Raw genomic sequence first — 24324 nt, forward strand, 5'->3', positions numbered from 1 at the left:
CCGGTTTCAAACTGCTCGGCTTAAAGGGGGCGGCCGCCGCCGAGCTTCCCGCAACGCTCCCAGCCCTGTGCGATCCGGCGTCGCGGAAGGGCGTCGTGCGGATTTGTAAATCGTTAGGTGATAGGGTCTGATCACGTACCGATGTTTTCTTCCGACTTAGGTTAGCAATGGCTCTCGACGGTCAAACGACGCTCACCGTGCACGGTCTGGACGGAGACAACAAAGCCGTCCGCGCCGACGTTTTTACCCGCAAGCTCCGGGCTCTCCTCGCGGGCCTCGGGGTGGCTGATAAGGTCGCCAACGGGAAGTCCCTCTGTCGTTCGGCCTGCAATATTGACCCCCTAAGCCGGGGGATCGGCGTCCAAAATTGACCCCCTACAGATTGGTCTGTTGCGTTGCCTGCTTTGGAACGAAGCAGGTGGTGGGGGATGCTGATCGTGGAGACGATTGCCCGGATCCGGCGCGAGCACTTCATCAAGGGCAAGACGATCAAGGAGATCGCCCGTGACCTGAAGGTATCGCGGAACACGGTTCGGAAGGTGCTGAGGTCGGGAGAGACCTCCTTCGAGTACGAGCGGCAGGTGCAGCCGCGGCCAAAGCTGGGACGATGGGCAGCAGAGCTTGATGGATTGCTGGCGGCGAACGCGGCTAAATCGGCTCGCGAACAGCTGACGTTGATCCGGATCTTCGAAGAGCTGCGCGGCCGCGGCTATGACGGCGGTTACGATGCGGTGCGGCGTTACGCCAGGCGGTGGAGCAAAGAACGCGGGCAATCGACCGCGGCCGCTTATGTCCCGCTGAGCTTTGCCCCAGGCGAAGCCTACCAGTTCGACTGGAGCCACGAGGTGGTCTTGCTGAGCGGCACCACGGTGATGGTGAAGGCCGCCCATGTCCGGCTCTGTCACAGCCGCATGCTGTTCGTGCGGGCCTATCCGCGGGAGACGCAGGAGATGGTGTTCGACGCCCACGACCGGGCGTTCGCCCTGTTCAAAGGCACCTGCACCCGCGGCATCTATGACAACATGAAGACCGCCGTGGAGACGATCTTCGTCGGTAAAGGGCGTCTCTACAATCGCCGCTTCCTGCAGATGTGCAGTCACTATCTGGTCGATCCGGTCGCCTGCACGCCAGCGTCGGGCTGGGAGAAGGGGCAGGTCGAGAACCAGGTCGGGCTGGTGCGAGAACGCTTCTTCACGCCGCGGCTGCGGTTCAAAAACCTCGACGAGTTAAACGCCTGGCTGCTCGACAAATGCATCGCCTACGCCAAGGCTCATCGCCATCCGGAGCTGGTCGATCAGACGATCTGGGACGTGTTCGAAGCCGAACGCCCCAATCTCGTTCCCTATGCCGGCCGCTTCGACGGCTTCCATGCGGTGACGGCATCGGTCTCGAAGACCTGCCTGGTGCGCTTCGACAACAACAAGTACTCGGTCGCAGCCAGCGCAGTCGGACGCCCCGTCGAGGTTCAAGCCTATGCCGATCGCATCGTGATCCGTCAGGATGGACGCATCGTTGCCGAGCACCCGCGATCCTTTGGCCGCGGCGATACCGTCTACGACCCCTGGCATTATGTGCCGGTGCTCGCCCGCAAACCCGGCGCCTTGCGTAATGGTGCTCCCTTCAAAGACTGGGTGCTGCCGGCCGCGATCGAGCGGATCCGGCGCAAGCTTGCCAGCACCGACGATGGCAATCGGCAGATGGTCGACATCCTCAACGCGGTGCTGACTGACGGTCTGCCCGCGGTGGAAGCGGCCTGTGCCGAAGCGCTCAGTCACAGCGTCCATTCCGCCGATGTCGTGCTCAATATCCTGGCCCGTCAACGCGAACCCGCCCCACCGGCCAACATCATGACGCCGGCCGCACTGACGCTCCGTCATGCACCGATCGCCGATTGTGCTCGCTACGACAACCTCCGGAGGACCATCTGATGGAACGAACCCAAATCTTCGACCTCATGGGCGAACTCAAGCTCTACGGCATGAAGGCTGCCTTCGACGAGATCATGGCGACTGCCGTCAAGCGCCAGCACGAACCTCAGCGCATTGTCGGCGACCTGCTCAACGCCGAGATCAACGAGAAGCAAGCCAGGTCGATCAAATACCAGCTCACCATTGCCAAGCTGCCGCTCGCCAAGGACATCGCCGACTTCCAGTTCGACGGCACGCCGATCAATCAGACTCTCGTCAATGATGTCGCTGGCGGCGGCTTCATCGCCCAACAACGCAACGTCGTGCTGGTTGGCGGCACTGGCACAGGCAAAACCCACCTGGCCATCGCCATCGCCAGAAGCTGCATCCGATCCGGTGCCCGCGGCCGCTTCTTCAACGTAGTCGACCTCGTCAATCGCCTCGAGACCGAGACCCGCAACGGACGGCAAGGACGGCTCGCCGAGCATCTGACCCGGATGGACTTCATCGTGCTGGATGAACTCGGCTATTTGCCCTTCGCGCAGTCCGGTGGCCAGCTTCTCTTCCACCTCGTCAGCCGGCTCTATGAGCGCGCCTCCGTCATCGTGACCACCAATCTCGCCTTCGGCGAATGGCCGAGCGTGTTCGGCGACGCCAAAATGACCACCGCGCTGCTCGACCGATTGACCCATCACTGCGACATCGTCGAGACCGGCAACGATAGCTGGCGGTTCAAGAGTCGAGACGACGATCACGCCACCCGCGCTCGTCTCGCCTCCGCTATCCCGGCCAGCTCCGACGAGACGAGCGCTACCAGCAAAACCCGCCGCACGAAGGGGTCAAAATTGGACGCCGATGAGGGGTCAAATTTGCAGGCCGATTGACATTCGCCCTGATCAGCTCCAGCACGACCAACAGGATAGCCTCGGGCTCCCGCTGGAGGCGCTCGGCCGAGTAAGCTTCACCGTTAGTGAGCGTCACAAGGTTGATGCCACTGCCGACCAACTGGAGGAACAGCCCTTGCGCCGTGAGGATGTCGGCGCGTGAGAGCCGATCCATGTTCTCAATCAGCAGGTAGCTCCCACGCTGGACGTATCCCGCATCGACGGCCTTTAGGAACCCACCGAGTGCCCCTGTGTGCGCGTTCTTTCCCCGGTAGGCAGAGACACCGAGGTCCGTCATGTTCAGCTCAGTGTCGAGCGTAAGCCCGTGCTCAAGTGCATACTTGGCGGCCTTCTCGGTCTGTCGCTGGAGGCTGGCGCCAGCGGCTTGTGATGGTGTCGAGAAGCGAACGTAGGAGTAGGCCTTGATCAGGGCCTCGGTGCGCACAGGGGCATCCATGGGCCTGCCTCAGCCTCTGGCCGCCGCAATCAGCGGCTCCAGCACGTCGGCAATGTCTACGCCGCTCCGGTAGGCCTGAGCGTCCACAGCCGCCTCCAGACGCTCCCCAAGGCCTCCCAAGGCCCGTGCTGTGCGTGCTATGCCCCAAGCGAGTTTGACGGTGGCCCGCAGCGCCCAGATGGTGGCCAAGTTCCCGAAATCCATTGCAGTCTCCGTGTGATGCTGTGCGCCGCCGCCCTATAGCGTTGGCATTCACACCCTGCAATGGCCATCGTCGGGCTTCCCGACAAGGCGGTGTCGGAGGCGCGTGAGCGGGTCCGTTCGGCGCTGATTGCTTCAGGACTGGCGCTGCCGGCGCGGCGGATCACCGTCAACCTGGCGCCCGCCGATGTCCCGAAGGAAGGCAGCCATTACGACCTGCCGATCGCGCTCGGACTGATGGCGGCGATCGGCGCGATCCCGCCGGATGCGCTGACCGGTTTCACCGTGCTCGGCGAGCTTGGTCTCGACGGATCGATCGCGCCCGTCGCGGGTGTGCTTCCTGCTGCGATCGGCGCCAATGTGCGCGAGGAGGGCTTGATCTGTCCTGCCGCCTGCGGCTCTGAAGCGGCGTGGGCGAGCCCTGATATCCAGATCATCGCGGCGCATTCGCTGATTCAGATCGCCAATCATTTCAAGGGCACGCAGGTGCTGTCGCGGCCCGTGCCGAAGGTGCATGAAGCCGCGAGCTCGCCGCTCGACCTGCGCGACATCAAGGGCCAGGAGAGCGCCAAGCGCGCGCTGGAGATCGCGGCCGCCGGCGGCCATCATCTCTTGATGATCGGCGCACCGGGCGCCGGCAAATCGATGCTGGCAGCCCCCCTTCCGTCCATCCTGCCGCCGCTGTCGCCGAGCGAATTGCTCGAGGTCTCGATGATCGCCTCCGTGGCCGGCGAGATCGAGGGTGGCGCGCTGACGTCGCGGCGGCCGTTCCGCTCGCCGCATCATTCCGCCAGCATGGCTGCGCTCACCGGCGGCGGCGCGCGCGCCAAGCCCGGCGAGATCTCGCTGGCGCATCAGGGCGTGCTGTTCCTCGACGAGTTGCCCGAGTTCGATCCGCGCGTGCTGGATTCGCTGCGCCAGCCGCTGGAGAACGGCGAGGTCTCGGTTTCCCGCGCCAATCACCGCGTCACCTACCCTGCGCGCTTCATGCTGATCGCGGCGATGAATCCCTGCCGTTGCGGCAACGCGTTCGAGCCCGGCTATGCCTGCAAGCGCGGCCGCGTCGACCGCTGCACCGGCGACTACCAGGCACGCATCTCCGGACCGCTGATGGACCGCATCGATCTGCGCATCGAGGTCCCCGCCGTCACCGCAGCCGATCTGATCCTGCCGCCGCCCGCGGAAGGCTCCGCCGAGGTTGCTGCACGCGTCGCGGCCGCGCGCGATATCCAGCTCGCGCGCTACAGAGATGCCGGCATGCCGCAGGTCCGCACCAATGCCGAAGCGCCGGCCGCGGTGCTCGAGGACGTCGCCAAGCCTGATACGCAAGGACAAAAGCTGCTGCGCGATGCCGCCGAGACCATGCGGTTGTCCGCGCGTGGTTATCATCGCGTGCTGCGGGTGGCACGCACGCTCGCCGATCTCGACCGCGCCGAGAAGATCGGCCGGCTGCGTCTGGCCGAGGCGCTGTCCTACCGCGCACTCGCAGAGGATGTACGGCAGATGGCGTGATCATCCCGCGCGTCAACCCGGCGGTAACGAGTTTCCTTTACGCTCTGCAAACCATAAGGCCTGCGAGTTTTGGGAACAGTTCCCGAGGGGCCTTGGCGAGTGGCGTGTCATGTTGCGTTTCAAGATCCTGGCCTCAGTGCTCCCCCTGTTGGCGGCCGCAGTGTTCGCCCGGGGCGAGATCGGATCGGTCTCGCATCCCTGTGTCGCCATCGGCGACACCTCGGTCGAACTCACCTCCCTGTTCTGGACGGCCCCCATTCAGATCGCCTTCACCGACGATCCCGCGCAGGCGACGGTCCGGGTGCAGATCACGGACGACGCGGACGCTGCCGACTTTGCCGTGGTCGACGACGGCGCCAGCGACGAGCCGAGCGCCTGCCAGGACAATCCCTCCACGCATCTGGTCGCGATTTCCAGCCAGGGCGGCCGTGACCGTCCGACGGTCTATCTCACCGGCGAAGGCCCGGCCGATTACCGCATCTATGTCCGCTCGAAGACATTTTCGCAGAAGGAAGCCGCGGCCCTGATCGTCGGCGCCCATGGCGGCCACCGCCATCTCCAGGCGGCCTCGCTTTAAGGCATTAACGCCTCGTCAACCCTGTTTCGAGGCCGGGCCAAAGCCTCAAGCTGTTCGCAAGGTCGGCAAGACATCGTCGCGCATGGCGGCGGCAGGTTTCGGGTAAGAGTCGGGGTCGGTGGCGATGGGTCGGACGTTCCGGATCAAGGTGCGCATGCGCCGCTTCAGGCGATTGCACCCCAGAATTGCCTTCGCGATCCGCTCCTTCATGATCTTCTCGGCGACGTTCGGCGGCGCCTATGGCTTCGTCACCGGCAGCCGCTCGGAAAATTCCGGCTACGATCCCAACACATTCGCGATCGGCGCGAGCTTTCTGTTCGCGCTCGCCTGCCTCGGCCTTGCGACGTTGAGCATGCGGCTGCGCTTCGTCAACAAGCGGATGCGCAAGCTCGCGGCCCACAACGAGGCGCTGATCGACCGCAATTGGGAGCTGAAGGAAGCCGAAGAGCGCGCCCGCAGCTTGTTCGAGCAGCAGGGCGATCTCATCGTGCTGCGCGACCATCAGGGCCGCATCACCTTCGCCAACGATGCCTATTGCGGTCTGGCCGGACAGACGCGCGGCGCGCTGATCGGCACACGCTTTGATTTTGACGTGCTGGAGCAGGGCGACAGCGCGCGCGAGAGCAATGGCACGCGCATTCACGACCAGAGGATCTCGACGCCTTCAGGCCCGCGCTGGATCGCCTGGCGCGAAGGCCTTGTGCGGCTCGATGCCGGCCAGCCCGCCGAACTGCAAAGCGTCGGTCGCGACGTCACCGACCGCACCGAGACCGAACGCGCGCTGTCGGATGCCCGCGACCAGGCCGACGCGGCCAATCGGGCCAAGTCGCGCTTTCTCGCCATGGCCTCCCACGAGATCCGCACACCGCTCAACGGCATCATCGGCATGGGCGGGCTTCTGCTCGACACCAATCTGACGCCGGAGCAGACGACTTACGCCAGAGCGGTGAAAACATCAGGCGAAGCGCTGATGGCGCTGATCGAGGAGCTGCTCGACTATTCCAAGATCGAGGCCGGCAAGCTCGATCTCGACCAGCGCCCCTTCGCCCTCTCGACCCTGATCGAAGAGGTGACCGAACTGCTGGCGCCGCGCGCCCAGGCCAAGAAGCTCGAGATCGCCGCTTACGTCGACGAGCGATTGCCGCTGGAGGTCACCGGTGACGCCGCGCGGCTGCGCCAGGTGCTGCTGAACCTCGCCGGCAACGCCATCAAGTTCACCGCATCGGGCGGCGTGGCGCTGATCGTCGAGCCCGGCATCTGGCCGAACGAAATCAGCTTTCTTGTGCGCGACACTGGCATCGGGATCGCGCCCGAAGCACAGTCGCGCATCTTCCGTGAATTCGAGCAGGCCGACGACCGCGTGGCCCGCACCTATGGCGGCACCGGCCTTGGCCTCGCCATCAGCGAACGCATCGTCAAGCGCATGGGCGGCCGTATCACGCTGGAGAGCGAGCCCGGCAAAGGTTCGACCTTCGAGGTCGCAATTCCGCTCGCGGCCTCGCAAGGCAGCGCCGGGCAGACGACCTTCCCGAGTCCTGATCTCACCGGCAAGTCGATCCTGTTGGTGGCCGACGGCATCGAAGCGTCCCTGATCGCGCGCCGGCTGGAGCGCTGGGGCGGCCAGACCTGCCTGGTCGCCGATGCGACCGTCGCCGAAGCGCTGCTGCCTGAGCGCGCCTGGCATGCTGTGCTGCTCGATCGTGCGTTCGGTCCCGATATCAGCGATCGCCTCGGCGAAGTCGCCCGCGCCCATGCGACGCAACGGCTGGTGCTGCTGACGCCGAGCTCGCGTCATGAAAAGCTCTCGACCGCCTTCACCGGCTTCCTGGTGAAGCCGCTCCGCGCAGCCTCCCTGGCCGCGCGCCTTACGCTGGCGCCGGAAGTCCCCTCGCCCGATCTCGCTCCGGACCCTGTCGAACCGACGCCGGTCAGAACGCGCGCGAGCGGCCTCTCGATCCTGGTCGCCGAAGACAATGAGATCAACGCGCTCTTGATGCGGTCTCTGCTGACGAAGCTCGGTCACCGCGTCGTCATCGCGGTTCATGGCGAGGCCGCGCTGGAATCCTGGCTCGCGGCCGCATCGGCCGGCACGCCCTATGATCTGGTCCTGATGGACATCCAGATGCCGCAGCTCGACGGCATCGAGGCGACCAAACGCGTCCGCGCCCACGAGGCCGCGAGCGGCCTCCCCGGCACGCCCATTCTGGCACTCACCGCGAACACGCTGGTGGAGGATCGCTACGCCTGTTTCGAGGCAGGCATGAACGGATTTTTGATCAAGCCGCTCGATCGCGAGAAGCTGGAGGAAGCCCTGGCTGGGCTGGCGCCCTCGCGGCAGCTTGCCGTTTGACCAGCAACGAAATCCGCCGCTTATTCGGGTGCGGGGCGGTCCAGGATATCTCGCACACGCAGGGCCAGTTTCGCCTGCGAGACCGGCTTTTCGAGAACCTCCACACCTTCATCCAGCCGCCCCTGATGAACGACGGCGTTCCTTGAATATCCGGTCATGTAGAGGATCTTCAGTCCCGGCCGGATTTGCTGCGCCCTTCGCCCAAGCTCACGCCCGTTGATTCCGGGCATGACGACATCGGTCAGGAGCAAATCCACCTTCGGCTCTTCCTGCAGCAGGATGGTCAGCGCTCCCTGGGCGCTGGGCGCGGACAGGATGCGGTAATTCAGGTCCCGCAGAACCTCGCAGACATAGGTCCTAAGGTCGGCATCATCCTCGACAACGAGGATCGTCTCCACCTTCTCGCCTTCGGGCAACACTTCGTCCGGCTCCGCGGCGGGTGCCAGGCCAGCACCGAGGTGGCGCGGGAAGTACAGCTTGATGCTCGTGCCGTGACCGACCTCGCTGTAGATCTTCACGTGCCCGCCGGATTGCTTGACGAAGCCATAGACCTGGCTGAGGCCGAGCCCGGTCCCTTGGCCCGGCTCCTTGGTCGTGAAGAAGGGTTCGAAGGCGTGATCGAGCACTTCGGCCGTCATTCCGCTGCCGGTGTCGGTTACGCAGATGACGACGTACTGGCCCGGCGGCAGCTCCGGATTGGCGCGACTGTAATCATCGTCCGCTGAGACGTTGACGGCTTCGACCGTCAGCTTGCCGCCATCGGGCATGGCGTCGCGGGCGTTGATCGCGAGATTGATGATGGCTGATTCCAGATGATTGGTGTCAGCTTCGATCTGCCACAAACCCGCGCTGCCAACGGTTTGGACCTCGACACGCTCGCCGAGCGTTCGCTGCAGGAAGTCCTGCACGCCGTTCAGGAAGTTGTTGACGTTGATCGGCCTCGGATCGAGCGCCTGCCGACGCGAAAAGGCGAGCAGGCGGCTGGTGAGCGCTGCAGCTCTTTGGGCGCCGCGCTTGGCATGGCCAAGAGCGCGCTGCAGGTTGGCGCTGCCGGCCAGTTGGCGGGCATTGCGCTCCGCGGTCTCGATATTGCCGAGCACGATCATGAGCAGGTTATTGAAGTCGTGAGCGATGCCGCCGCTGAGCTGTCCGATGGCCTCGAGCTTCTGTGACGCGAGCAATTGCTCCTGCACCAGCTTGAGCTCGTCCTGCGCGCGCTTGCGCTCGGTCAGATCGCGCGTGACCTTGGCAAAGCCGATGATGTCGCCAGCCTCGTCGACGATGCGGTCGATGATCACCGACGCCCAAAACCGTGTCCCGTCCTTTCGCACGCGCCAACCTTCGGCTTCGAAGCGGCCGTGCTCGCGGGCCTCGGCCAGGGCGCGTTCCGGAACCCCGATCGCGAGGTCTTCCGGCGTATAGAACTGGCTGAAATGGCGCCCGATGATCTCGTTCGGAGCATAGCCCTTGATGCGCTGGGCACCGGGATTCCAGGTTGCGACGTTGCCCTCCGGGTCGAGCTGGAAAATGGCATAGTCGATCACCGCCTCGATCAAGCGGCGGTAGCGGCGTTCGCTTTCGAGCAGCTCGACATGGGCCTGCTGTCGTTCGGTGATGTCCCGGGTCACCTTGGCAAAGCCGATCAGCTCGCCGTGCTCGTCCCTGATGGCATCGAGTACGACGAGGGCCCAGAACCGGCTGCCGTCCTTGCGGACGCGCCATCCTTCGGAGTTGAAGCGCCCGGTCTCGCGCGCGGTCGCCAGCGCCCGTTGGGGCAGACCCGCAGCCCGGTCTTCCGGGGTATAGAAGGCCGAGAATGGCTTGCCGATGATTTCACTCGCGGCATACCCCTTGAGGCGTTCGGCGCCTGAGTTCCAGCTCCGTACGAAGCCGTTGGTGTCGAGCATGAAGATCGCATAGTCGACGATGGCATTGACCAGCAGCTCGAGACGGCGCGCATCTCCGAGTTGGTCGAGCGTCGTCTGGCTCATGAAATCCTCGGGCTGCGCGCGGATGGAGTGCGCTCAACGGCCTCCAGGGACCGAAAGTTCCTGCCGAGGTTACGATTGTACCTCTCCTGGCCTCAAGGAGAGAACGATTGCTCTCAGCCGGGATGTTGCGAGCGACAGCGCAGCGAGGGGTGCCGTCAAGCGGCGTAAGCGGAAAAGCGCGGCGCGGAGAGCTTGTCAGGCGGCCCCTGAGTTCCCCTAAAAACGGTGTCGGTCTGCGCGGCGCGCTTGCAATGCGGACACACGAAGAGATGCGCGATGATCGGAACCGGCTCGTCCGCAAGCAATTCCGAACGGTACCACCTCATCTCGATATGGCAGTCTGGGCAGATCGGTGCTTCCAGCTGTTCCGCAGCGCTTTTGAGACGATCAACCATTGGCCCCTCGCGTTTTCGAAGGCCATAACGCAATACCCTCAACCGGTCTGCAACAAATGACACCCAACCTGAAAATTCAGCTAAGGCTCACCAAACTCAGAGCCGCCTGAGCGCCACGCTCTCCACCGCGTGATCGGCGCCCTTCTTCAGGATCAGCGTCGCGCGCGGCCGCGTCGGCAAAATGTTGTCCTCGAGGTTGGCGAGGTTGGTGCGCTCCCAGATCGCGGTGGCGGTGGCGATGGCTTCCTCGTCCGACAGCAGGGCGTAACGGTTGAAGTAGGATTTTGGATTGGTGAACGCGGTGTCCCGCAGCGCCAGGAAGCGCTTGATGTACCAGCGCCGCAGCGCCTCCTCGTCGGCGTCGATATAGACCGAGAAGTCGAAGAAGTCGGAGACCACGGGCACTGCCTTGCCGTCGCGCGGCAGCTTGCCGGTCTGCAGGACGTTGACGCCCTCGACGATCAGGATGTCGGGCTGGTCGATCTCGGCCCACTCGTTCGGCACGATATCGTAGGTCAGATGCGAATAGACCGGCGAGCGCACATGGCGGCGGCCCGACTTGATGTCGGACAGAAAATTGAGCAGCAGCGGCAGGTCGTAGCTCTCCGGAAAGCCCTTCTTCTGCAAAATGCCCTGCTGCTCGAGCAGGGCCTTCGGGTAGAGGAACCCGTCGGTGGTGATCAGGTCGACCTTCGGACGCGGCGACCAGCGCGCGAGCAGCGCCTGCAGCACGCGGGCGGTGGTGGATTTTCCGACCGCGACCGAACCGGCGACGCCGATGATGTAGGGCACCTTGCGGTCGCGGATGTTGAGGAACTGGCGCTCGGCGTAGTACAGGCGCTGCATCGCATCGACATAGATCGAGAGCAGGCGCGACAGCGGCAGATAAATGTCCTCGACTTCCTTGAGATCGAGGCGGTCGTGCAGCGAGCGCAGGCGGTCGAACTCACCGGGCTCCAACGTCATCGGCGTGTCGTCGCGCAGACGCGCCCACTCTTCGCGCGAATAGACGCGGTATGGATTATACTGCTGCTCGGGTGCGCGGATATCCATGACCGACCTTTCCGTTGCGATCTGTTCGCCCTTGCCTACGTGCCTTTGCGCGAGGCCTTCTCTTCCAATCCCGACATATTGGTCCGCTTGTCCAGCGCCAGCTCGACCTCCTCCAGCTTTACGCCGCGCGCCTTGAGCAGCACAAGGAAATGGTAGAGCAGGTCGGCGCTTTCAGCGATCAGATGCGCGCGATCGTTTTCGACTGCTGCGATTACGGTTTCGACTGCTTCTTCACCGAACTTCTTGGCGCAATGCTCGGCGCCCTTGTCGAGAAGCTTGCGGGTATAGGAGGCCTCGCCACCGGAGGCCGCGCGGGCATCGATGGTGTCGGCGAGATCGTGGATGGTGAAACGCGGCATAGGAATGACTCGACAAACACTCAGAGGCCAGGAGGCACAGTCCCACCGGCCTGTGTAGCATTTTTATGGACAGGAGTCGTCAGGCATCCAGGCGCATGGGCAGGCCGCGCCGGGCCATGTGCTCCTTGGCCTCACGGATGGTGAATTCCCCGAAATGGAAGATCGAAGCCGCCAGCACGGCGGTGGCATGGCCGTCGCGGATGCCGTCGACGAGATGGTCGAGATTGCCGACGCCGCCCGAGGCGATCACGGGCACCGGAACGGTGTCGGCGATCGCGCGGGTTAGCGGAATGTCAAAACCCTGCCGCGTGCCGTCGCGGTCCATCGAGGTGAGCAGGATCTCGCCCGCGCCGAGCGAGACCACTTCCTGGGCATATTCGATCGCGTCGATCCCGGTCGAGTTGCGACCGCCATGGGTGAAGATCTCCCAGCGGTCGCCGCCGGGGCGCTTGACCCGCTTGGCGTCGATCGCGACCACGACGCACTGCTCGCCGAACTTCTCGGCGGCTTCCTTGACGAACTCGCGCCGCGACACCGCCGCGCTGTTGATCGAGACTTTGTCGGCGCCGGCGCGCAACAGCGTCTTGATGTCGTCGACTTCACGCACGCCGCCACCGACAGTCACGGGCATGAAGCAGGCTTCCGCCGTGCGCCGGACCACGTCCAGCATGATGCCGCGGTTCTCATGGGTCGCGGTGATGTCGAGGAAGGTCAGCTCGTCGGCGCCGGCGGCGTCATAGGCGATCGCGGCCTCGACGGGATCGCCAGCATCCCTGAGGTCGACGAAGTTGACGCCCTTGACGACGCGGCCGTCCTTGACGTCGAGGCAGGGGATCACGCGCACCTTGAACATTTTTCTCTCCTAGGCGGTGCGTGCGTTGCGGATCAAGGTGAGGGCGGCAGCGGGATCGAGCCGGCCGTCATAGAGCGCGCGGCCGGCGATCGCGCCGGCGAGCTTTTTCGCGCGTGGCGTCAGCATGGCTTTCACATCCTCGATCGAAGCGAGACCGCCGGAGGCGATCACGGGGATCGAAATGGCGTCGGCGAGCGCAATGGTCGCATCCAGGTTGAGGCCCTTAAGCAGGCCATCGCGGGCGATGTCGGTGAAGATGATGGCGGCGACGCCGGCATCTTCGAACCGCTGTGCGATCTCCAGCACCGTGACCTGCGAGGTCTCGGCCCAGCCTTCGACCGCGACCTTGCCGTCGCGCGCGTCGAGCCCAACAGCCACACGGCCGGGAAATTTCTTCGCGGCAGCCTTCACCAACTCCGGATCGCGCACCGCGGCGGTGCCGATGATGACGCGGGTGATGCCCTTGTCGAGCCAGGCCTCGACGGTCTTGAGATCGCGAATACCGCCGCCGAGCTGCACCGGGATCTTGATCGTCTTCAACATCCCTTCGACTGCCTGCGCATTCACTGGCTTGCCGGCAAACGCACCGTCGAGGTCGACGACGTGGAGATACTCAAAGCCTTGCTCGGCAAAGCTCTGCGCCTGGGCAGCGGGATCAAGATTGAACACGGTCGCGCGCGCCATGTCGCCTTGCTCGAGGCGCACGCACTGGCCGTTCTTGAGATCGATGGCAGGAAAGAGAATCATGTCAGACCTTCTGCCGTCCCGCGCTTGGAGACGGAACTATCACGTATGCACTCCGTCATTGCGAGAAGCGAAGCGACGAAGCAATCCAGGCTGCCACCGCGGAAAGATTCTGGATTGCTTCGCTGCGCTCGCAATGACGAGCTGGAAATCGAAACGACCTTCACGGTTTCCATCGCAAAAAGTTCGAGATCAGGGCGAGGCCGAAGCGCTGGCTCTTCTCGGGGTGAAACTGAGTGCCGATGGCGGTGTCCTTCGCGACGATCGCGGTGACCGGCCCGCCGTAATCGGCGCGCGCGAGCACGTCCGCTTCATTGGCGGCGTTGAGGTGGTAGGAGTGCACGAAATAAGCGTGCTGGCCCTTGGGACCCAGCGGCAGCTTGTTCAGGACCGGATGCTCCTGCAGCAGATCGAGTGTGTTCCAGCCCATGTGCGGGATCTTGAGGCTCTCGTCGCGCGGCGTGATCTTCTCGACATCGCCGCCGATCCAGTTCAGGCCTTCGGTGATGACGTGCTCCTTGCCGCGGCTCGCCATCAGCTGCATGCCGACGCAGATGCCGAAGAACGGCCGCGCCTTGACGCGCACGGCTTCGGTGATCGCCTCGACCATGCCGTTGACCGCATCGAGCCCGCGCCGGCAATCGGCGAAGGCGCCGACGCCAGGCAGCACCAGACGATCGGCCTCATAGGCCTGGTCGGGATCGCTGGTGACGAACACCTTTTGCCGATTCTCCAGGCTGCGCGCGGCGCGCTCGAACGCCTTGGCGGCGGAATGCAGATTCCCGGAACCGTAATCGATGATGGCGACGCTCATCTTGACCCTCCCGGTTCTGGAAACAATCCAATGATGCCGCCGGCCGGAATCGGCGGCGGGCTCGAAAATGGCTGGCCCGGTACACCCCGGGTCGGCGGCGGCCCGCCGCGATCGACGGCCCATTGATCGTTGACGATGCCGCGCTGTTTTTCGCTCCATCGCTCGAAGAAACGGCGCTCGGCGGTGTCGTGGTCGTCGGCGACGACGATGTCGAGCTGCCGCCATTTGCCCCGCGACAGTGTCCAGCGGCGCAGGGTCGAGGCCTCAAAACCCATCAGGAGCGCGACGATGATATTGGCGAGGACAATCGAGCGGCGACCGACGCCGAGGCTGGACAGCCCGGCATCGAACGCGGCGAGAAAGACGATCCAGCCGATCAGCGCCAGCCAGAGCCTGTTCCAGAGCAGCCAGAGCGGGCCGAAGACCATCGCCCAGAAATGGAAGCCGTCGCGCACGAACACGAACTTGTCGGTCGCGCGCAGATCGGCCCCGCCTGGGGTGGGAGCATGAACTGTGTAGACAGGCATTGTCGATGCCCCGTGCTCGAGAATTCAAGTCAAGGCCGCCGGCGGCGTTCGTTGACCGGCGGAGATGTCAGCCGCCGAGCGAGCCCTTGGTGGAGGGGATTTCACCCGCCGCCTTGGGGTCGATCGCAACGGCGGTGCGCAGCGCCCGCGCCAGGCCCTTGAAGCAGGACTCGGCGATATGGTGGCTGTTATCGCCATATAGGGTCTCGACGTGGAGAGTCACGCCGGCATTGATGGCGAAGGCCTGGAACCACTCGCGCACCAGCTCGGTGTCGAACTCACCGATCTTGTCGCGGGGGAAGTCGGCCTTGAACACCAGGAACGGGCGGCCTGAGATGTCGATGACCACGCGCGTCAGCGTCTCGTCCATGGGCATGTGCACGCCGGCATAGCGGGTGATGCCCGCCATGTTGCCGAGCGCCTGCTTGACCGCCTGGCCGAGCGCGATGCCGGTGTCTTCGGTGGTATGGTGATAGTCAATGTGCAGATCGCCCACCGCCTTGACCGTGAGGTCGATGCGGGAATGGCGGGCGAGGAGATCGAGCATATGGTCGAAAAAGCCGATGCCGGTCGCGATATTGGCCACGCCCGTGCCATCGAGGTTCACGGAGACCTCGATGTCGGTTTCCTTGGTCTTGCGCTTGATCGTCGCGGTGCGCATGGAAAATCGGTTTCCACTTTAGTTTTGAGCATGATCTTGTCGGAAAACCGGTACCCACTTTTCCGGATCATGCTCTTTGAGCCGAAAACGCCAGTCTCTTAACAGCCAAATGACGCCTTCGCTACTGCGGGAACGCTGGCCGGGCCTCTACTTCTGCCTATGGTGAGCGAAATTCGGCCCGGAACGGCCCGTTGTGCCCTTAGCTCCGACCGCCTAAATCAGGCGGGACAACGAGGGTCATGATGCAAGATTCCCAGAACAGCTCGCCGGTTTGGCACGGCACCACGATTCTAACGGTCCGCAAGGGCGGCAGGGTGGTGGTCGGCGGCGACGGCCAGGTCTCGATCGGCCAGACCGTGATCAAGTCCAACGCCAAGAAGGTCCGCAGGCTCGGCAAGGGCGACGTGATCGGCGGCTTTGCCGGCGCCACCGCCGACGCCTTCACGCTGTTCGAGCGGCTGGAGAGCAAGCTCGAGCAATATCCGGGGCAACTGACCCGGGCCGCCGTGGAGCTCGCCAAGGACTGGCGCACCGACCGCTATCTCCGCCGGCTGGAGGCCATGATGATCGTTGCCGACAAGGACGTCTCGCTGGTTCTCACAGGCACCGGCGACGTGCTCGAGCCCGAGGCCGGCGTCATGGCGATCGGCTCCGGCGGCAATTACGCCCTGGCCGCGGCCCGGGCCCTGCTCGACACCGACAAGGACGCCGAGACCATCGTCCGCCGCTCGCTCGACATCGCCGCGGACATCTGCGTCTACACCAACCGCAACGTCACCGTCGAAGCACTGACGGCCGGCTAGGGATGGCCGTGGCCCAAAGCGCCAGCCCGACCCGGCCCGCGATCCCGCCGCCCGTGTGGGTCGGCATCGCGCTGCTCTTGCTGGCGCTGCAGGCCTCGATCCTGTTCGCGATGGGGCGGGTGCCGATCTGCACCTGCGGTTACGTCAAGCTGTGGCATGGCGTGGTGAACAGCTCGGAGAATTCCCAGCACATCGCCGACTGGTACAGCTTTTCGCACGTGCTGCACGGCTTCCTGTTCTATGGGCTGACCTGGCTCTTGTTCTCGCGGCGTCTTGGCTGGCCGGCACGGCTGATCATCGCCATGCTGATCGAGGGCGCCTGGGAGATCGTCGAGAACTCGCCATTGATCATCGAACGCTATCGCGCCGGCACGATCTCGCTGGATTATTACGGTGACAGCATCGTCAACTCGGTCTCAGACACAATGTTCATGGTGCTGGGGTTCCTCACCGCCCGCGTGTTGCCTGTCGCGGCGACCGTCGCACTCGGGCTCGCCTTCGAGATCATGCTGGCGCTGCACATCCGGGACAATCTGACGCTCAACATCCTGATGCTGATTCATCCGATCGAGGCCGTGAAGCAATGGCAATCCGGTCCGCCGATCATCTGACGGCCAAAAAAGCGGCTTGCCGCCGCCGGCTTCCAATCCTAGCTAAGGTCCCATGACAGACTTTTCCCCCCGCGAAATCGTTTCCGAACTCGACCGTTTCATCGTCGGCCAGGGCGACGCCAAGCGCGCCGTCTCGATCGCACTGCGCAACCGCTGGCGCCGGCAGCAGCTCTCCGGCTCCCTGCGCGAAGAGGTTCTGCCGAAGAACATCCTGATGATCGGCCCGACCGGCGTCGGCAAAACCGAGATCGCGCGCCGGCTCGCCAAGCTGGCAAACGCGCCGTTCCTGAAGGTCGAGGCGACAAAATTTACCGAGGTCGGCTATGTCGGCCGCGACGTCGAGCAGATCGTGCGCGATCTCGTCGAGGTGGCGATCGCCCAGGTGCGCGAGCGCAAGCGCAAGGACGTGCAGGCCCGCGCCCAGCTCGCCGCCGAGGAGCGCGTGCTCGATGCGCTCGTCGGTGCCAATGCCTCTTCGGCGACACGCGAATCCTTCCGCAAGAAGCTGCGCGCCGGCGAGCTCAACGACAAGGAAATCGAGATCGAGACGCAGTACTCCGGCGGCGGCATGCCGATGTTCGAGATCCCGGGCATGCCGGGCGCGCAGATGGGCGCGATCTCGATCGGCGACATCTTCGGCAAGCTGGGCGGCCGCAGCAAGACGCGGCGGCTGACGGTGGAAGGCTCGCACGAGATCCTCGTCAACGAGGAATCCGACAAGCTGCTGGATACCGACCAGCTGACGCTGGAGGCGATCAGCGCGGTCGAGAACAACGGCATCGTGTTTCTCGACGAGATCGACAAGATCTGCGCCCGCGACGGCCGCGTCGGCGGCGACGTCTCGCGCGAGGGCGTGCAGCGCGATCTCCTGCCGCTGATCGAGGGCACCACGGTCTCGACCAAGCACGGCGCGGTCAAGACCGACCACATCCTGTTCATTGCGTCAGGCGCCTTCCACGTCGCAAAGCCGTCCGACCTCTTGCCGGAATTGCAGGGCCGGCTGCCGATCCGCGTCGAGCTGCAGGCCCTGACCCGTGACGACATGCGGCGCATCCTGACCGAGCCCGAGGCCTCGCTGATCAAGCAATATGTCGCGTTGATGCAGACCGAGGGCGTCACCCTCGACATCACCGACAGCGCCATCGACGCGCTGGCCGACGTCGCGGTCGCCGTCAATTCCACCGTCGAGAACATCGGCGCGCGGCGGCTGCAGACCGTGATGGAGCGGGTGCTGGACGAAATCTCCTTCACCGCCCCGGACCGCAGCGGGGAAACCGTGAAGGTCGATGCCGATTTCGTCCAGAAGCACGTCGGCGACCTCGCCAAGAACGCCGATCTGAGCCGCTTCATTTTGTAATTCTGGCCTGCCGCGCTATGGATGCGGCGTGACCGCGCGCATCCTGCAAAACCCCTGGCGACTCCTGCTCGCGATCAACGCGGCGGTGATCGCCGGCGTGCTCGTGCACAAGATCCAGCTGCCGCCTTACGTCCCCTATATCCATCTCCTCGTCGACTACCATTTCGGCTTCATCAAACGCGCGCTGATCGGGGCGATCGTTGCGCTGTTCACGGACAAGGTGCCGGTGTGGCTGGTGTTCGCGCTCGGCGGGGCGACATGGCTCGTCACGCTCGGGCTCTACGCAAGACTGTTTCAGAAGACGTTCGGATTCACGGCGAAGACGCTGCCGCTGTTCGTCTTCATCGCGGGCTCGCCGTTCTTCTTCAAGAACTTCATGCACACGCTCGGCCATTTCGACATCTATGGCTGCGCGCTTGCGATCATCCTGCTGTTGATGCCCGCGGGATCGATGCTGTTCGTCGCGACGGCGGCGCTGTTCTCGATCGTGCTCGTCCTGATCCACCACATCCATCTCCTGATGTATGTGCCGACAATCATCACCATCGTCGTGACCAGGCACTATCTTGTTTACGGCCTCACTCGCGGCAATGTCGCGTTCGGCGTCATCGCATTCGTGCTGGTGTCCGCGCTGTTCTTCGCCGCGCAATTCCTGGGAACGATGCCAATCCCGGAAGCGGATTTCGTCGCCTATCTGAAGACCCGGATGGCCGATCCCTCGCGTAACGATCTGCTGCAATTCGCCTATATCTGGTATCAACCGCTGGCAAAGGAAATTACCGACACCTGGGCCTGGCTGCCGCACAACAGCCTCGGCATTCCCGTGTTCGCCCTGCTGATCTGGCTGCATACGCCGCTATGGCGCTATTTTGCGAAGCTGATCGCGGCCCTCGCGAGCGAGACCCACCGCAGGCTCGTCATCGCCGCGCTGGTCGGCGTCAACCTCGCCTATCTCGTGATGTTTGCGATGGTGTTCGACTATTCGCGCTGGATCTCGAACTGGGCGGTCTGCATGGTCCTGATCCTGCATGCGGTGAAGATGCTGCCGGCGAAGCAGGAGACAGCGCCGATTCCGGAAGAGGATCGGAAGACGAATGTCTTCGGCCTGATCGTCACGCTGATCCCGCGGGTCGGAATCGTCCGGCCGTTTTAGGGATCATAAGTAGCCACACAGGCAGTGCGCCCCCTCTCCCGCAAGCGGGAGAGGCAAGAGGAGCCTGAGGCTCGCTTGATCCCCTAATATCTCGCCCGCCGGATCCGCACGTACAGCGCGCCTTCGCCGCCATGGCCGATGCCTGCTTCCTCGAATCCGACCACAAAGGCGCGAAACTCCGGCAGGCTCAGCCATTCCGGTACCTGGCGGCGAAGCACGCCGCTTTCGCCGCCGCTGCGGCCCTTGCCGGTGATGACGAGCACAAAGGTCAGGCCGTCGTGATGGGCGCGGTGCAGGAAGCCGGTGAGGGCGCGGTGCGCGCGCATCTGGGTCATGCCGTGCAGATCAAGCCGCGCCTCGATCTCGCTGCGGCCTCGCGACAGTTTTGTCCGCTCGCGCTTGCCGAGCGGGGCGAGCGGCGGCATCGCCGGTTTGGACGGACGCGGGGCTGGAGCCGCAGCCAATGGCCGCTGCGATGGCGCAGGCTTGGCAGCAGCCATTGCGGGCGCAGGCTCGGCGCGCGGCGTGGCATGAACCTTCGTCGCACGGTGCTTTCGCAGCGGCTTGACTTGTTTTGCGACGAGGTCCCACAGCTCGCGATCTTCCTCGCTTAAGCCACGGCGGCGCGGCGGGGGACGCGAATCCAGCACGGGCGGACGGGACGATCGCATCATTGCTGGCGGGAACGGGTTTTCATGTGCCTGCGTGGTTCGCGCACAGGCTCTATCACAGGACGCGGCGCCGGCAACGGCACCGGGCCGGCAATGGCCACGGTCTCGGCCTTGGGGTCCTTGGCCGGATCGCCCTGCGGAAACAGTTTTGCGATCTTTTCCGACGGTCGCGGATCCGGCACCGGCAGCCGCGCCGCGCGCAAATTCGGATCGAGGCTCTTCGGCACCAGCATCACGAAATGCATGGGATGGCGCAGCCGCCCCGAGAGGCGGCCGGCCTCCGCACCCGCGCCAAAATAGAGATCGGCGCGCGCGGGACCGATGATGGCCGAGCCGGTGTCCTGCGCGATCATCAGCCGATGGAACGGCGTCTTGGCTCGGTCGGACTCGATCGGCAGCTCGCCCTCGATGAAGAAGGGCGTGCCGTAGACGTGGAGCGACTTGTCGACCGCGATCGAGCGGCCGGCCGTCAGCGGGATGCCTTGCGCACCGACCGCCTCGTCCTTGTCGGACAGATTGACCTCGTGGAAGAAGATATAGGACCGGTTCTGGCGCCGCAGCTCCTTGGCACCGTCGGGGTTTTGCGCCATCCACTCCCTGATCTTCTGCATCGACATCTCTTCCTTCGGAATGATGCCGCGCTCGATCAGGACGCGCCCGACGGCGGTGTAGGGATAGCCGTTATAGGAATCGTAGTTGAGCCGGATCGTCGTCCCGTCGTCGAACTTGATCCGCGCCGAGCCCTGGATCTGCGCGAACAGGAGATCGGTCGGGTCCTTCAGCCAGGCGATCTCGAGGCCGCGGCCGGCGATCTTGCCGTCCTCGATCTCGCCGCGATCGTAATAGGGCACCAGCTTGCGGCGGCCGATCTTGCGATAGACCGGGCCCTTGTTGGGCAGGCTGACCGAGGCCTGATTGAAGCCGCGCACGAACAGGTTCGAGGGGCGGCGGTAGACCGGCACGTTGTAGACCTCGGTCTGGGTGCGCGATCCCTCCAGCACCGGCTCGTAATAGCCGGTGACGAAGCCGTCGGGCTCGCCAAGGCGCGAAATGCGCAGCGGCGAAAAGTTTTCTTCGAAGAAGGCCTTTGCCTTGGAATCGTCGGTCACGTCGAGCGTCTTGGCGACGCGGCAAGGCTCGCTCAACGAGCCGCCCAGTGCCTTCGGCTCGGGCGCACCCGTCTGCGCGTTGATCGGTCGGCAGCTGGCGCGAAAGGTCTTGTAGGCCGCGAGATGATCGTCGTCGCTCCAGCCTTTCACGTCGGCCCAGGTCAACGGCAGATATTGCGCGCCGGGAATCTCGAACGGGAGAGGCAGCTGCGGATAGGGTAGCGGGCGCGGCGGGATCGCGGCGGCTTCAGGGAGGCGATGATGATGGCTGCGGTAGTGGCGCCGCGCCGCCTCGGCGCCGAGCGAAAACGACGACAGCACGACGAGGCCTGCGCAAAGCGTCGTCGCGCCGTTCTTCAGAAAGCTCTTAATTCGCGCTTCCGGTGCCAACCAGCTTCCAGTTCGGATCGCGAGAGGTGGTGTCGCGGGCGAAAGTCCAGATGTCGGTGATATCGGCGACCTTGTCGGCATTGCCGTCGACGATGTTGCCGGCCTTGTCGCGGGTGACCGAGATCATCTGCGAGACGAAGCGCACGGTCAGCTGTGCGGTACGGTCGCGCAGCTCGGCACCGACGAGCTCGGCCTTGTCGATCGAGACGAAGCGGGTCTCGGTCTTCTGCTCGTTCTTCTCGCGTTCCCTGATCGCGGCGTCAAAACTCTCATAGACCTCCGAGGACAAGAGGTCGCGCAGGGCACGGCGGTCGCCATTGGCAAAGGCCAGCACGATCATCTCATAGGCGCCGCGTGCGCCCGAGAGGAAATGACGCGGGTCGAAGGTGGAATCCTTGTCGACGATGGCATCGAGGCCCTGGGCCAGTGCGGTGCCAGGCTCGGCCAGGCCCTTCCAGCGGTCGGAAGGCGGGGTCGGCTCGGCTGTCGGGGCGAGCGGCGGCTGGTCGATCACCTTGCCCGGCATAGTCACGACGTTCTTGTCCGGGGCACCCCCGAGCGCATTGCGGGCCGTGCGGTCGAACGGCGGCCGCTCATTGCCGGTCCGCTGCCCCAGCACGCTGCGCAGCCGCAGAAAGATAAAGACCGCCAGCGCTAGAAAGATGATGGTGTAGATGTCCACGTCGTGTCGCTTTCTGGTCTTGAACTCAGGTCTGCTTTGGGGTCGCTGCCGGGAAAAATCGATCCGGCCAGTAGACCGTTCCATACCCGAACGGCAAGACTACATCACCATTTTGGCCCGCGCGTCATGTCCGCTGGATGTAGGCACGAAATTTGGCCCGGCCAATGGCGCCTTTTGGCACAGCGGGAAGTGTAGCGCGTTTTATCCTTAAGGGGAAACCCGATCATGGGTGGAAATCGCGCATCTTCAAGCATTTAACGTGGTATTTGGTGTTCGGGGCGGGGCAAACGTCACAGTTGTAGGCGCGGCCGGGATCGTCCCTCTGAACCCGTTCGTCCTTGTGGAATGAGGCAGCCCTATGTTAGCCAACCGCCGCGAAATTCAGCCCCAATCGGGTAAGGAGACACTCTGATGACCAACGGTAACGGCACCCCTCCCGAGGCGGCCCAGGCTCCCCAGCTCAATGTGCTGGCGCAATACACCAAGGATCTCTCGTTCGAAAACCCGAACGCCCCGAGCTCGCTCCAGCCGCAGAGCCAGCCGCCCCAGATCAACATCCAGATCAATGTCGGCGCCAATAATCTCAGCGAAACCGAGTTCGAGGTGACGCTGACGGTCGAGGGCAAGGCCGAGACTGCTGGCAAGGTGATGTTCTCGTTCGAGCTGGCCTATGCCGGCGTGTTCCGCATCGCGAACGTGCCGAAGGAGAACCTGCATCCGCTGGTCATGATCGAGTGCCCGCGGCTGTTGTTCCCGTTCGCCCGCGAGATCATTGCGACCGCTGTGCGCGACGGCGGCTTCCCGCCCCTGATGCTCGATCCGGTCGATTTCGTCGGTCTCTATCGCCAGAACATGGAGCGGCAAATGGCCGCCCAGCAGCCGGCCGGCCAGGCCTAGACTGCGAGCTACTCGGCTGGCGAGGCGGCTGGAGCGGGCAGATACTCGTTCCAGATTGCCTTGTCGCCCATGGTCGCGATGAAAGCCCGATGGGCCTCGCGCTCGGCGTCGGATACCCGCGGCGCAAGCGGCACCTGCCGCTGCCGCCGCGGCGCATCGCCACCCGCATTGACGCGAATCTCCTGGGCTTCCGACGCCAGCAGCAGCTGCGACTGCCGCGCCCCGACCAGATCGACATAGACTTCCGCAAGCAGTTCGGAATCGAGCAGCGCGCCGTGCTTGGTGCGGTGTGAATTGTCGATCGAATAGCGTGAACAGAGATCGTCGAGCCGGTTCGACACCCCGGGATGCTTGCGCCGTGCCAGCAGCAGCGTGTCGACGAGCCGCTCGCGCGGGATCGGAGGGCGCTTGATCCGGTCGAGCTCGGCATTGATGAAGCTGATGTCGAACGAGGCGTTGTGGATCACCAGCGGCGCATCGCCGATGAACGCCAGGAATTCGTCGACCACTTCGTGGAACAGCGGCTTGGTCGAGAGGAACTCGGCGGACAACCCGTGCACCGCGAACGCTTCCGCCGGCATGTCCCGCTCGGGGTTGATATAGACGTGATAGGTCTGCCCCGTCGGCATGCGGTTGAGGATCTCGACACAGCCGATCTCGACCAGCCGATCGCCGCGAAGCGGATCGAGGCCGGTGGTTTCGGTATCGAGAACGATTTCACGCATGATTTTGAGATGCCGTGCAGGAAGCCGTAGAGGTCGGCGAATCAGGCCCGCCGCTGCGGCATCTTAACGACCTCGGCCAGGATGTGCGTGATTTGCGCACGCACCGGCTCAAGTCCGTGGGACGTATCCACCACGAAATCGGCGCGCTTGCGTTTTTCGGCGTCGGGCATCTGCTTGGCGATGATGGCCTCCAACTTGGCCTCGTCCATGGTTCCCCGTGCCAGCACACGCTCGCGCTGCAATTCCGGCGAGGTCGAGACCACGACGACGGCATCGACGCGCTTCTCGCCGCCTGTTTCGAACAGCAGGGGAATGTCGAGGACCACGACCGGTGCCTTGGCCGCTTCCGCATCGGCAAAGAATTTCTGCCTGGAAGCGCCGAGCATCGGATGGACGATCTGCTCGAGCTGCTTGATCGCGGCCGGGTCGTGCACCACGCGCGCCGACAATTTCTGCCGGTCGACCCTGCCGTGTGCGGTGGTGCCGGGAAAGGCGGCCTCGATCGCGGGCGCGGCCTCGCCTTCATAGAGCTGATGAACGGCCGCATCGGCGTCATAGACGGGCACGCCGGCCTCCGCGAACAATTTCGCGGTGGTGGATTTGCCCATCCCGATCGAGCCGGTCAGTCCGAGGATCCGCAT

24 protein-coding genes and 2 pseudogenes are annotated in these 24324 nt (G+C 64.2%); 10 read left to right on the forward strand and 16 right to left on the reverse strand.

Annotated features, from left to right (window positions below; genetic code table 11):
- Positions 1-428: 428 nt before the first annotated feature.
- Both istA and istB read left to right on the forward strand, forming a co-directional pair.
- A pseudogene (gene istA, locus X265_RS00910) lies at positions 429-1919 on the forward strand (IS21 family transposase); the annotation flags it as partial.
- Positions 1920-1927: 8 nt separating this feature from the next.
- A complete protein-coding gene (gene istB / locus X265_RS00915) occupies positions 1928-2791 on the forward strand; it encodes an IS21-like element helper ATPase IstB (RefSeq protein ID WP_128963210.1) in 864 nt (287 codons plus the stop codon).
- Here istB and X265_RS00920 read toward each other — a convergent pair.
- Positions 2718-3248, reverse strand: a complete 531-nt coding sequence (locus X265_RS00920; protein ID WP_128963211.1) for a recombinase family protein — start codon at positions 3246-3248, stop codon at positions 2718-2720. The genes istB and X265_RS00920 overlap by 74 nt on opposite strands.
- A gap of 9 nt (positions 3249-3257) precedes the next feature.
- Positions 3258-3452, reverse strand: a complete 195-nt coding sequence (locus X265_RS00925) for a hypothetical protein (RefSeq protein ID WP_128963212.1) — start codon at positions 3450-3452, stop codon at positions 3258-3260.
- A 54-nt stretch (positions 3453-3506) separates the two neighbouring features.
- Here X265_RS00925 and X265_RS00930 point away from each other — a divergent pair.
- From X265_RS00930 to X265_RS00940, 3 genes and pseudogenes are all read left to right on the forward strand, one after another.
- Positions 3507-4961: pseudogene (locus X265_RS00930) on the forward strand (YifB family Mg chelatase-like AAA ATPase); the annotation flags it as partial.
- A 109-nt stretch (positions 4962-5070) separates the two neighbouring features.
- The gene (locus X265_RS00935) at positions 5071-5538 is read left to right on the forward strand and encodes a hypothetical protein (RefSeq protein ID WP_128963213.1); all 468 of its coding nucleotides are present in this window, start codon (positions 5071-5073) and stop codon (positions 5536-5538) included.
- Between the two features lie 124 nt (positions 5539-5662).
- Complete coding sequence (locus X265_RS00940) at positions 5663-7888, forward strand: PAS domain-containing hybrid sensor histidine kinase/response regulator (RefSeq protein ID WP_164938359.1); 2226 nt, start codon at positions 5663-5665, stop codon at positions 7886-7888.
- Between the two features lie 20 nt (positions 7889-7908).
- On the opposite strand, the gene X265_RS00945 is transcribed toward X265_RS00940, so the two are convergent.
- The 9 genes from X265_RS00945 to hisB form a co-directional block, all read right to left on the reverse strand.
- Complete coding sequence (locus X265_RS00945) at positions 7909-9879, reverse strand: hybrid sensor histidine kinase/response regulator (protein WP_128963215.1); 1971 nt, start codon at positions 9877-9879, stop codon at positions 7909-7911.
- Between the two features lie 155 nt (positions 9880-10034).
- Complete coding sequence (locus X265_RS00950; RefSeq protein ID WP_128963216.1) at positions 10035-10274, reverse strand: hypothetical protein; 240 nt, start codon at positions 10272-10274, stop codon at positions 10035-10037.
- Between the two features lie 96 nt (positions 10275-10370).
- Positions 10371-11327 (reverse strand): type I pantothenate kinase, encoded by a 957-nt coding sequence (gene coaA, locus X265_RS00955; protein ID WP_128963217.1) that lies wholly within the window; start codon positions 11325-11327, stop codon positions 10371-10373.
- 35 nt (positions 11328-11362) lie between these two features.
- Positions 11363-11686 (reverse strand): phosphoribosyl-ATP diphosphatase, encoded by a 324-nt coding sequence (locus tag X265_RS00960; protein ID WP_128963218.1) that lies wholly within the window; start codon positions 11684-11686, stop codon positions 11363-11365.
- Positions 11687-11765: 79 nt separating this feature from the next.
- Complete coding sequence (gene hisF / locus X265_RS00965) at positions 11766-12539, reverse strand: imidazole glycerol phosphate synthase subunit HisF (protein WP_128963219.1); 774 nt, start codon at positions 12537-12539, stop codon at positions 11766-11768.
- Positions 12540-12548: 9 nt separating this feature from the next.
- Positions 12549-13286 (reverse strand): 1-(5-phosphoribosyl)-5-[(5-phosphoribosylamino)methylideneamino]imidazole-4-carboxamide isomerase, encoded by a 738-nt coding sequence (gene hisA, locus X265_RS00970; RefSeq protein ID WP_128963220.1) that lies wholly within the window; start codon positions 13284-13286, stop codon positions 12549-12551.
- Positions 13287-13446: 160 nt separating this feature from the next.
- Positions 13447-14097 (reverse strand): imidazole glycerol phosphate synthase subunit HisH, encoded by a 651-nt coding sequence (gene hisH, locus X265_RS00975; protein WP_128963221.1) that lies wholly within the window; start codon positions 14095-14097, stop codon positions 13447-13449.
- A complete protein-coding gene (locus X265_RS00980) occupies positions 14094-14624 on the reverse strand; it encodes a DUF2628 domain-containing protein (RefSeq protein ID WP_128963222.1) in 531 nt (176 codons plus the stop codon). The genes hisH and X265_RS00980 overlap by 4 nt, the downstream gene beginning before the upstream one ends.
- Positions 14625-14691: 67 nt before the next feature.
- The gene (gene hisB / locus X265_RS00985; protein WP_128963223.1) at positions 14692-15285 is read right to left on the reverse strand and encodes an imidazoleglycerol-phosphate dehydratase HisB; all 594 of its coding nucleotides are present in this window, start codon (positions 15283-15285) and stop codon (positions 14692-14694) included.
- Between the two features lie 242 nt (positions 15286-15527).
- On the opposite strand from hisB, the gene hslV reads away from it, so the two are divergent.
- The 4 genes from hslV to X265_RS01005 are packed head-to-tail and all read left to right on the forward strand — an operon-like array spanning position 15528 to position 19209.
- The gene (gene hslV / locus X265_RS00990; protein ID WP_128969091.1) at positions 15528-16088 is read left to right on the forward strand and encodes an ATP-dependent protease subunit HslV; all 561 of its coding nucleotides are present in this window, start codon (positions 15528-15530) and stop codon (positions 16086-16088) included.
- A 2-nt stretch (positions 16089-16090) separates the two neighbouring features.
- A complete protein-coding gene (locus tag X265_RS00995) occupies positions 16091-16699 on the forward strand; it encodes a DUF2585 domain-containing protein (protein WP_128963224.1) in 609 nt (202 codons plus the stop codon).
- A gap of 52 nt (positions 16700-16751) precedes the next feature.
- Positions 16752-18056, forward strand: a complete 1305-nt coding sequence (gene hslU, locus X265_RS01000) for an ATP-dependent protease ATPase subunit HslU (RefSeq protein ID WP_128963225.1) — start codon at positions 16752-16754, stop codon at positions 18054-18056.
- Between the two features lie 28 nt (positions 18057-18084).
- On the forward strand, positions 18085-19209 hold the full coding sequence (locus tag X265_RS01005) for a hypothetical protein (protein ID WP_128963226.1): 1125 nt from the start codon (positions 18085-18087) through the stop codon (positions 19207-19209).
- A gap of 83 nt (positions 19210-19292) precedes the next feature.
- On the opposite strand, the gene X265_RS01010 is transcribed toward X265_RS01005, so the two are convergent.
- The 3 genes from X265_RS01010 to X265_RS01020 are packed head-to-tail and all read right to left on the reverse strand — an operon-like array spanning position 19293 to position 22061.
- Entirely contained in the window at positions 19293-19883 is a 591-nt protein-coding gene (locus X265_RS01010) for a Smr/MutS family protein (RefSeq protein ID WP_128963227.1), read from the reverse strand.
- On the reverse strand, positions 19880-21379 hold the full coding sequence (gene mltA, locus X265_RS01015) for a murein transglycosylase A (protein ID WP_164938360.1): 1500 nt from the start codon (positions 21377-21379) through the stop codon (positions 19880-19882). Before mltA ends, X265_RS01010 begins: the two co-directional genes overlap by 4 nt.
- Positions 21357-22061 (reverse strand): Tim44/TimA family putative adaptor protein, encoded by a 705-nt coding sequence (locus tag X265_RS01020; RefSeq protein WP_128963228.1) that lies wholly within the window; start codon positions 22059-22061, stop codon positions 21357-21359. Before X265_RS01020 ends, mltA begins: the two co-directional genes overlap by 23 nt.
- A gap of 411 nt (positions 22062-22472) precedes the next feature.
- On the opposite strand from X265_RS01020, the gene secB reads away from it, so the two are divergent.
- Positions 22473-22958, forward strand: a complete 486-nt coding sequence (gene secB / locus X265_RS01025; RefSeq protein WP_128963229.1) for a protein-export chaperone SecB — start codon at positions 22473-22475, stop codon at positions 22956-22958.
- 8 nt (positions 22959-22966) lie between these two features.
- Here the strand turns inward: secB and dnaQ are convergent, their stop codons facing one another.
- Together dnaQ and coaE are read right to left on the reverse strand one after the other, a co-directional pair.
- On the reverse strand, positions 22967-23683 hold the full coding sequence (dnaQ, locus tag X265_RS01030) for a DNA polymerase III subunit epsilon (protein ID WP_128963230.1): 717 nt from the start codon (positions 23681-23683) through the stop codon (positions 22967-22969).
- A 41-nt stretch (positions 23684-23724) separates the two neighbouring features.
- Positions 23725-24324, reverse strand: a complete 600-nt coding sequence (gene coaE / locus X265_RS01035; RefSeq protein WP_128963231.1) for a dephospho-CoA kinase — start codon at positions 24322-24324, stop codon at positions 23725-23727.

Source organism: Bradyrhizobium guangdongense, from assembly GCF_004114975.1.
Classification (GTDB): Bacteria; Pseudomonadota; Alphaproteobacteria; order Rhizobiales; family Xanthobacteraceae; genus Bradyrhizobium; species Bradyrhizobium guangdongense.

Bases quoted from the DNA above. Each gene is read 5' to 3' on its own strand.
- hslU (WP_128963225.1), top strand. From the start codon at position 16,752: ATGACAGACTTTTCCCCCCGCGAAATCGTTTCCGAACTCGACCGTTTC.
- X265_RS00995 (WP_128963224.1), top strand. From the start codon at position 16,091: ATGGCCGTGGCCCAAAGCGCCAGCCCGACCCGGCCCGCGATCCCGCCG.
- coaE (WP_128963231.1), bottom strand. From the start codon at position 24,324: ATGCGGATCCTCGGACTGACCGGCTCGATCGGGATGGGCAAATCCACC.
- hisF (WP_128963219.1), bottom strand. From the start codon at position 12,539: ATGTTCAAGGTGCGCGTGATCCCCTGCCTCGACGTCAAGGACGGCCGC.
- X265_RS00925 (WP_128963212.1), bottom strand. From the start codon at position 3,452: ATGGATTTCGGGAACTTGGCCACCATCTGGGCGCTGCGGGCCACCGTC.
- X265_RS00960 (WP_128963218.1), bottom strand. From the start codon at position 11,686: ATGCCGCGTTTCACCATCCACGATCTCGCCGACACCATCGATGCCCGC.
- istB (WP_128963210.1), top strand. From the start codon at position 1,928: ATGGAACGAACCCAAATCTTCGACCTCATGGGCGAACTCAAGCTCTAC.
- coaA (WP_128963217.1), bottom strand. From the start codon at position 11,327: ATGGATATCCGCGCACCCGAGCAGCAGTATAATCCATACCGCGTCTAT.
- X265_RS01010 (WP_128963227.1), bottom strand. From the start codon at position 19,883: ATGATGCGATCGTCCCGTCCGCCCGTGCTGGATTCGCGTCCCCCGCCG.
- hisH (WP_128963221.1), bottom strand. From the start codon at position 14,097: ATGAGCGTCGCCATCATCGATTACGGTTCCGGGAATCTGCATTCCGCC.
- X265_RS00920 (WP_128963211.1), bottom strand. From the start codon at position 3,248: ATGGATGCCCCTGTGCGCACCGAGGCCCTGATCAAGGCCTACTCCTAC.
- hisA (WP_128963220.1), bottom strand. From the start codon at position 13,286: ATGATTCTCTTTCCTGCCATCGATCTCAAGAACGGCCAGTGCGTGCGC.
- X265_RS00980 (WP_128963222.1), bottom strand. From the start codon at position 14,624: ATGCCTGTCTACACAGTTCATGCTCCCACCCCAGGCGGGGCCGATCTG.
- X265_RS00950 (WP_128963216.1), bottom strand. From the start codon at position 10,274: ATGGTTGATCGTCTCAAAAGCGCTGCGGAACAGCTGGAAGCACCGATC.
- X265_RS00940 (WP_164938359.1), top strand. From the start codon at position 5,663: ATGGGTCGGACGTTCCGGATCAAGGTGCGCATGCGCCGCTTCAGGCGA.
- hisB (WP_128963223.1), bottom strand. From the start codon at position 15,285: ATGCGCACCGCGACGATCAAGCGCAAGACCAAGGAAACCGACATCGAG.
- X265_RS00935 (WP_128963213.1), top strand. From the start codon at position 5,071: ATGTTGCGTTTCAAGATCCTGGCCTCAGTGCTCCCCCTGTTGGCGGCC.
- secB (WP_128963229.1), top strand. From the start codon at position 22,473: ATGACCAACGGTAACGGCACCCCTCCCGAGGCGGCCCAGGCTCCCCAG.
- dnaQ (WP_128963230.1), bottom strand. From the start codon at position 23,683: ATGCGTGAAATCGTTCTCGATACCGAAACCACCGGCCTCGATCCGCTT.
- hslV (WP_128969091.1), top strand. From the start codon at position 15,528: ATGCAAGATTCCCAGAACAGCTCGCCGGTTTGGCACGGCACCACGATT.
- X265_RS00945 (WP_128963215.1), bottom strand. From the start codon at position 9,879: ATGAGCCAGACGACGCTCGACCAACTCGGAGATGCGCGCCGTCTCGAG.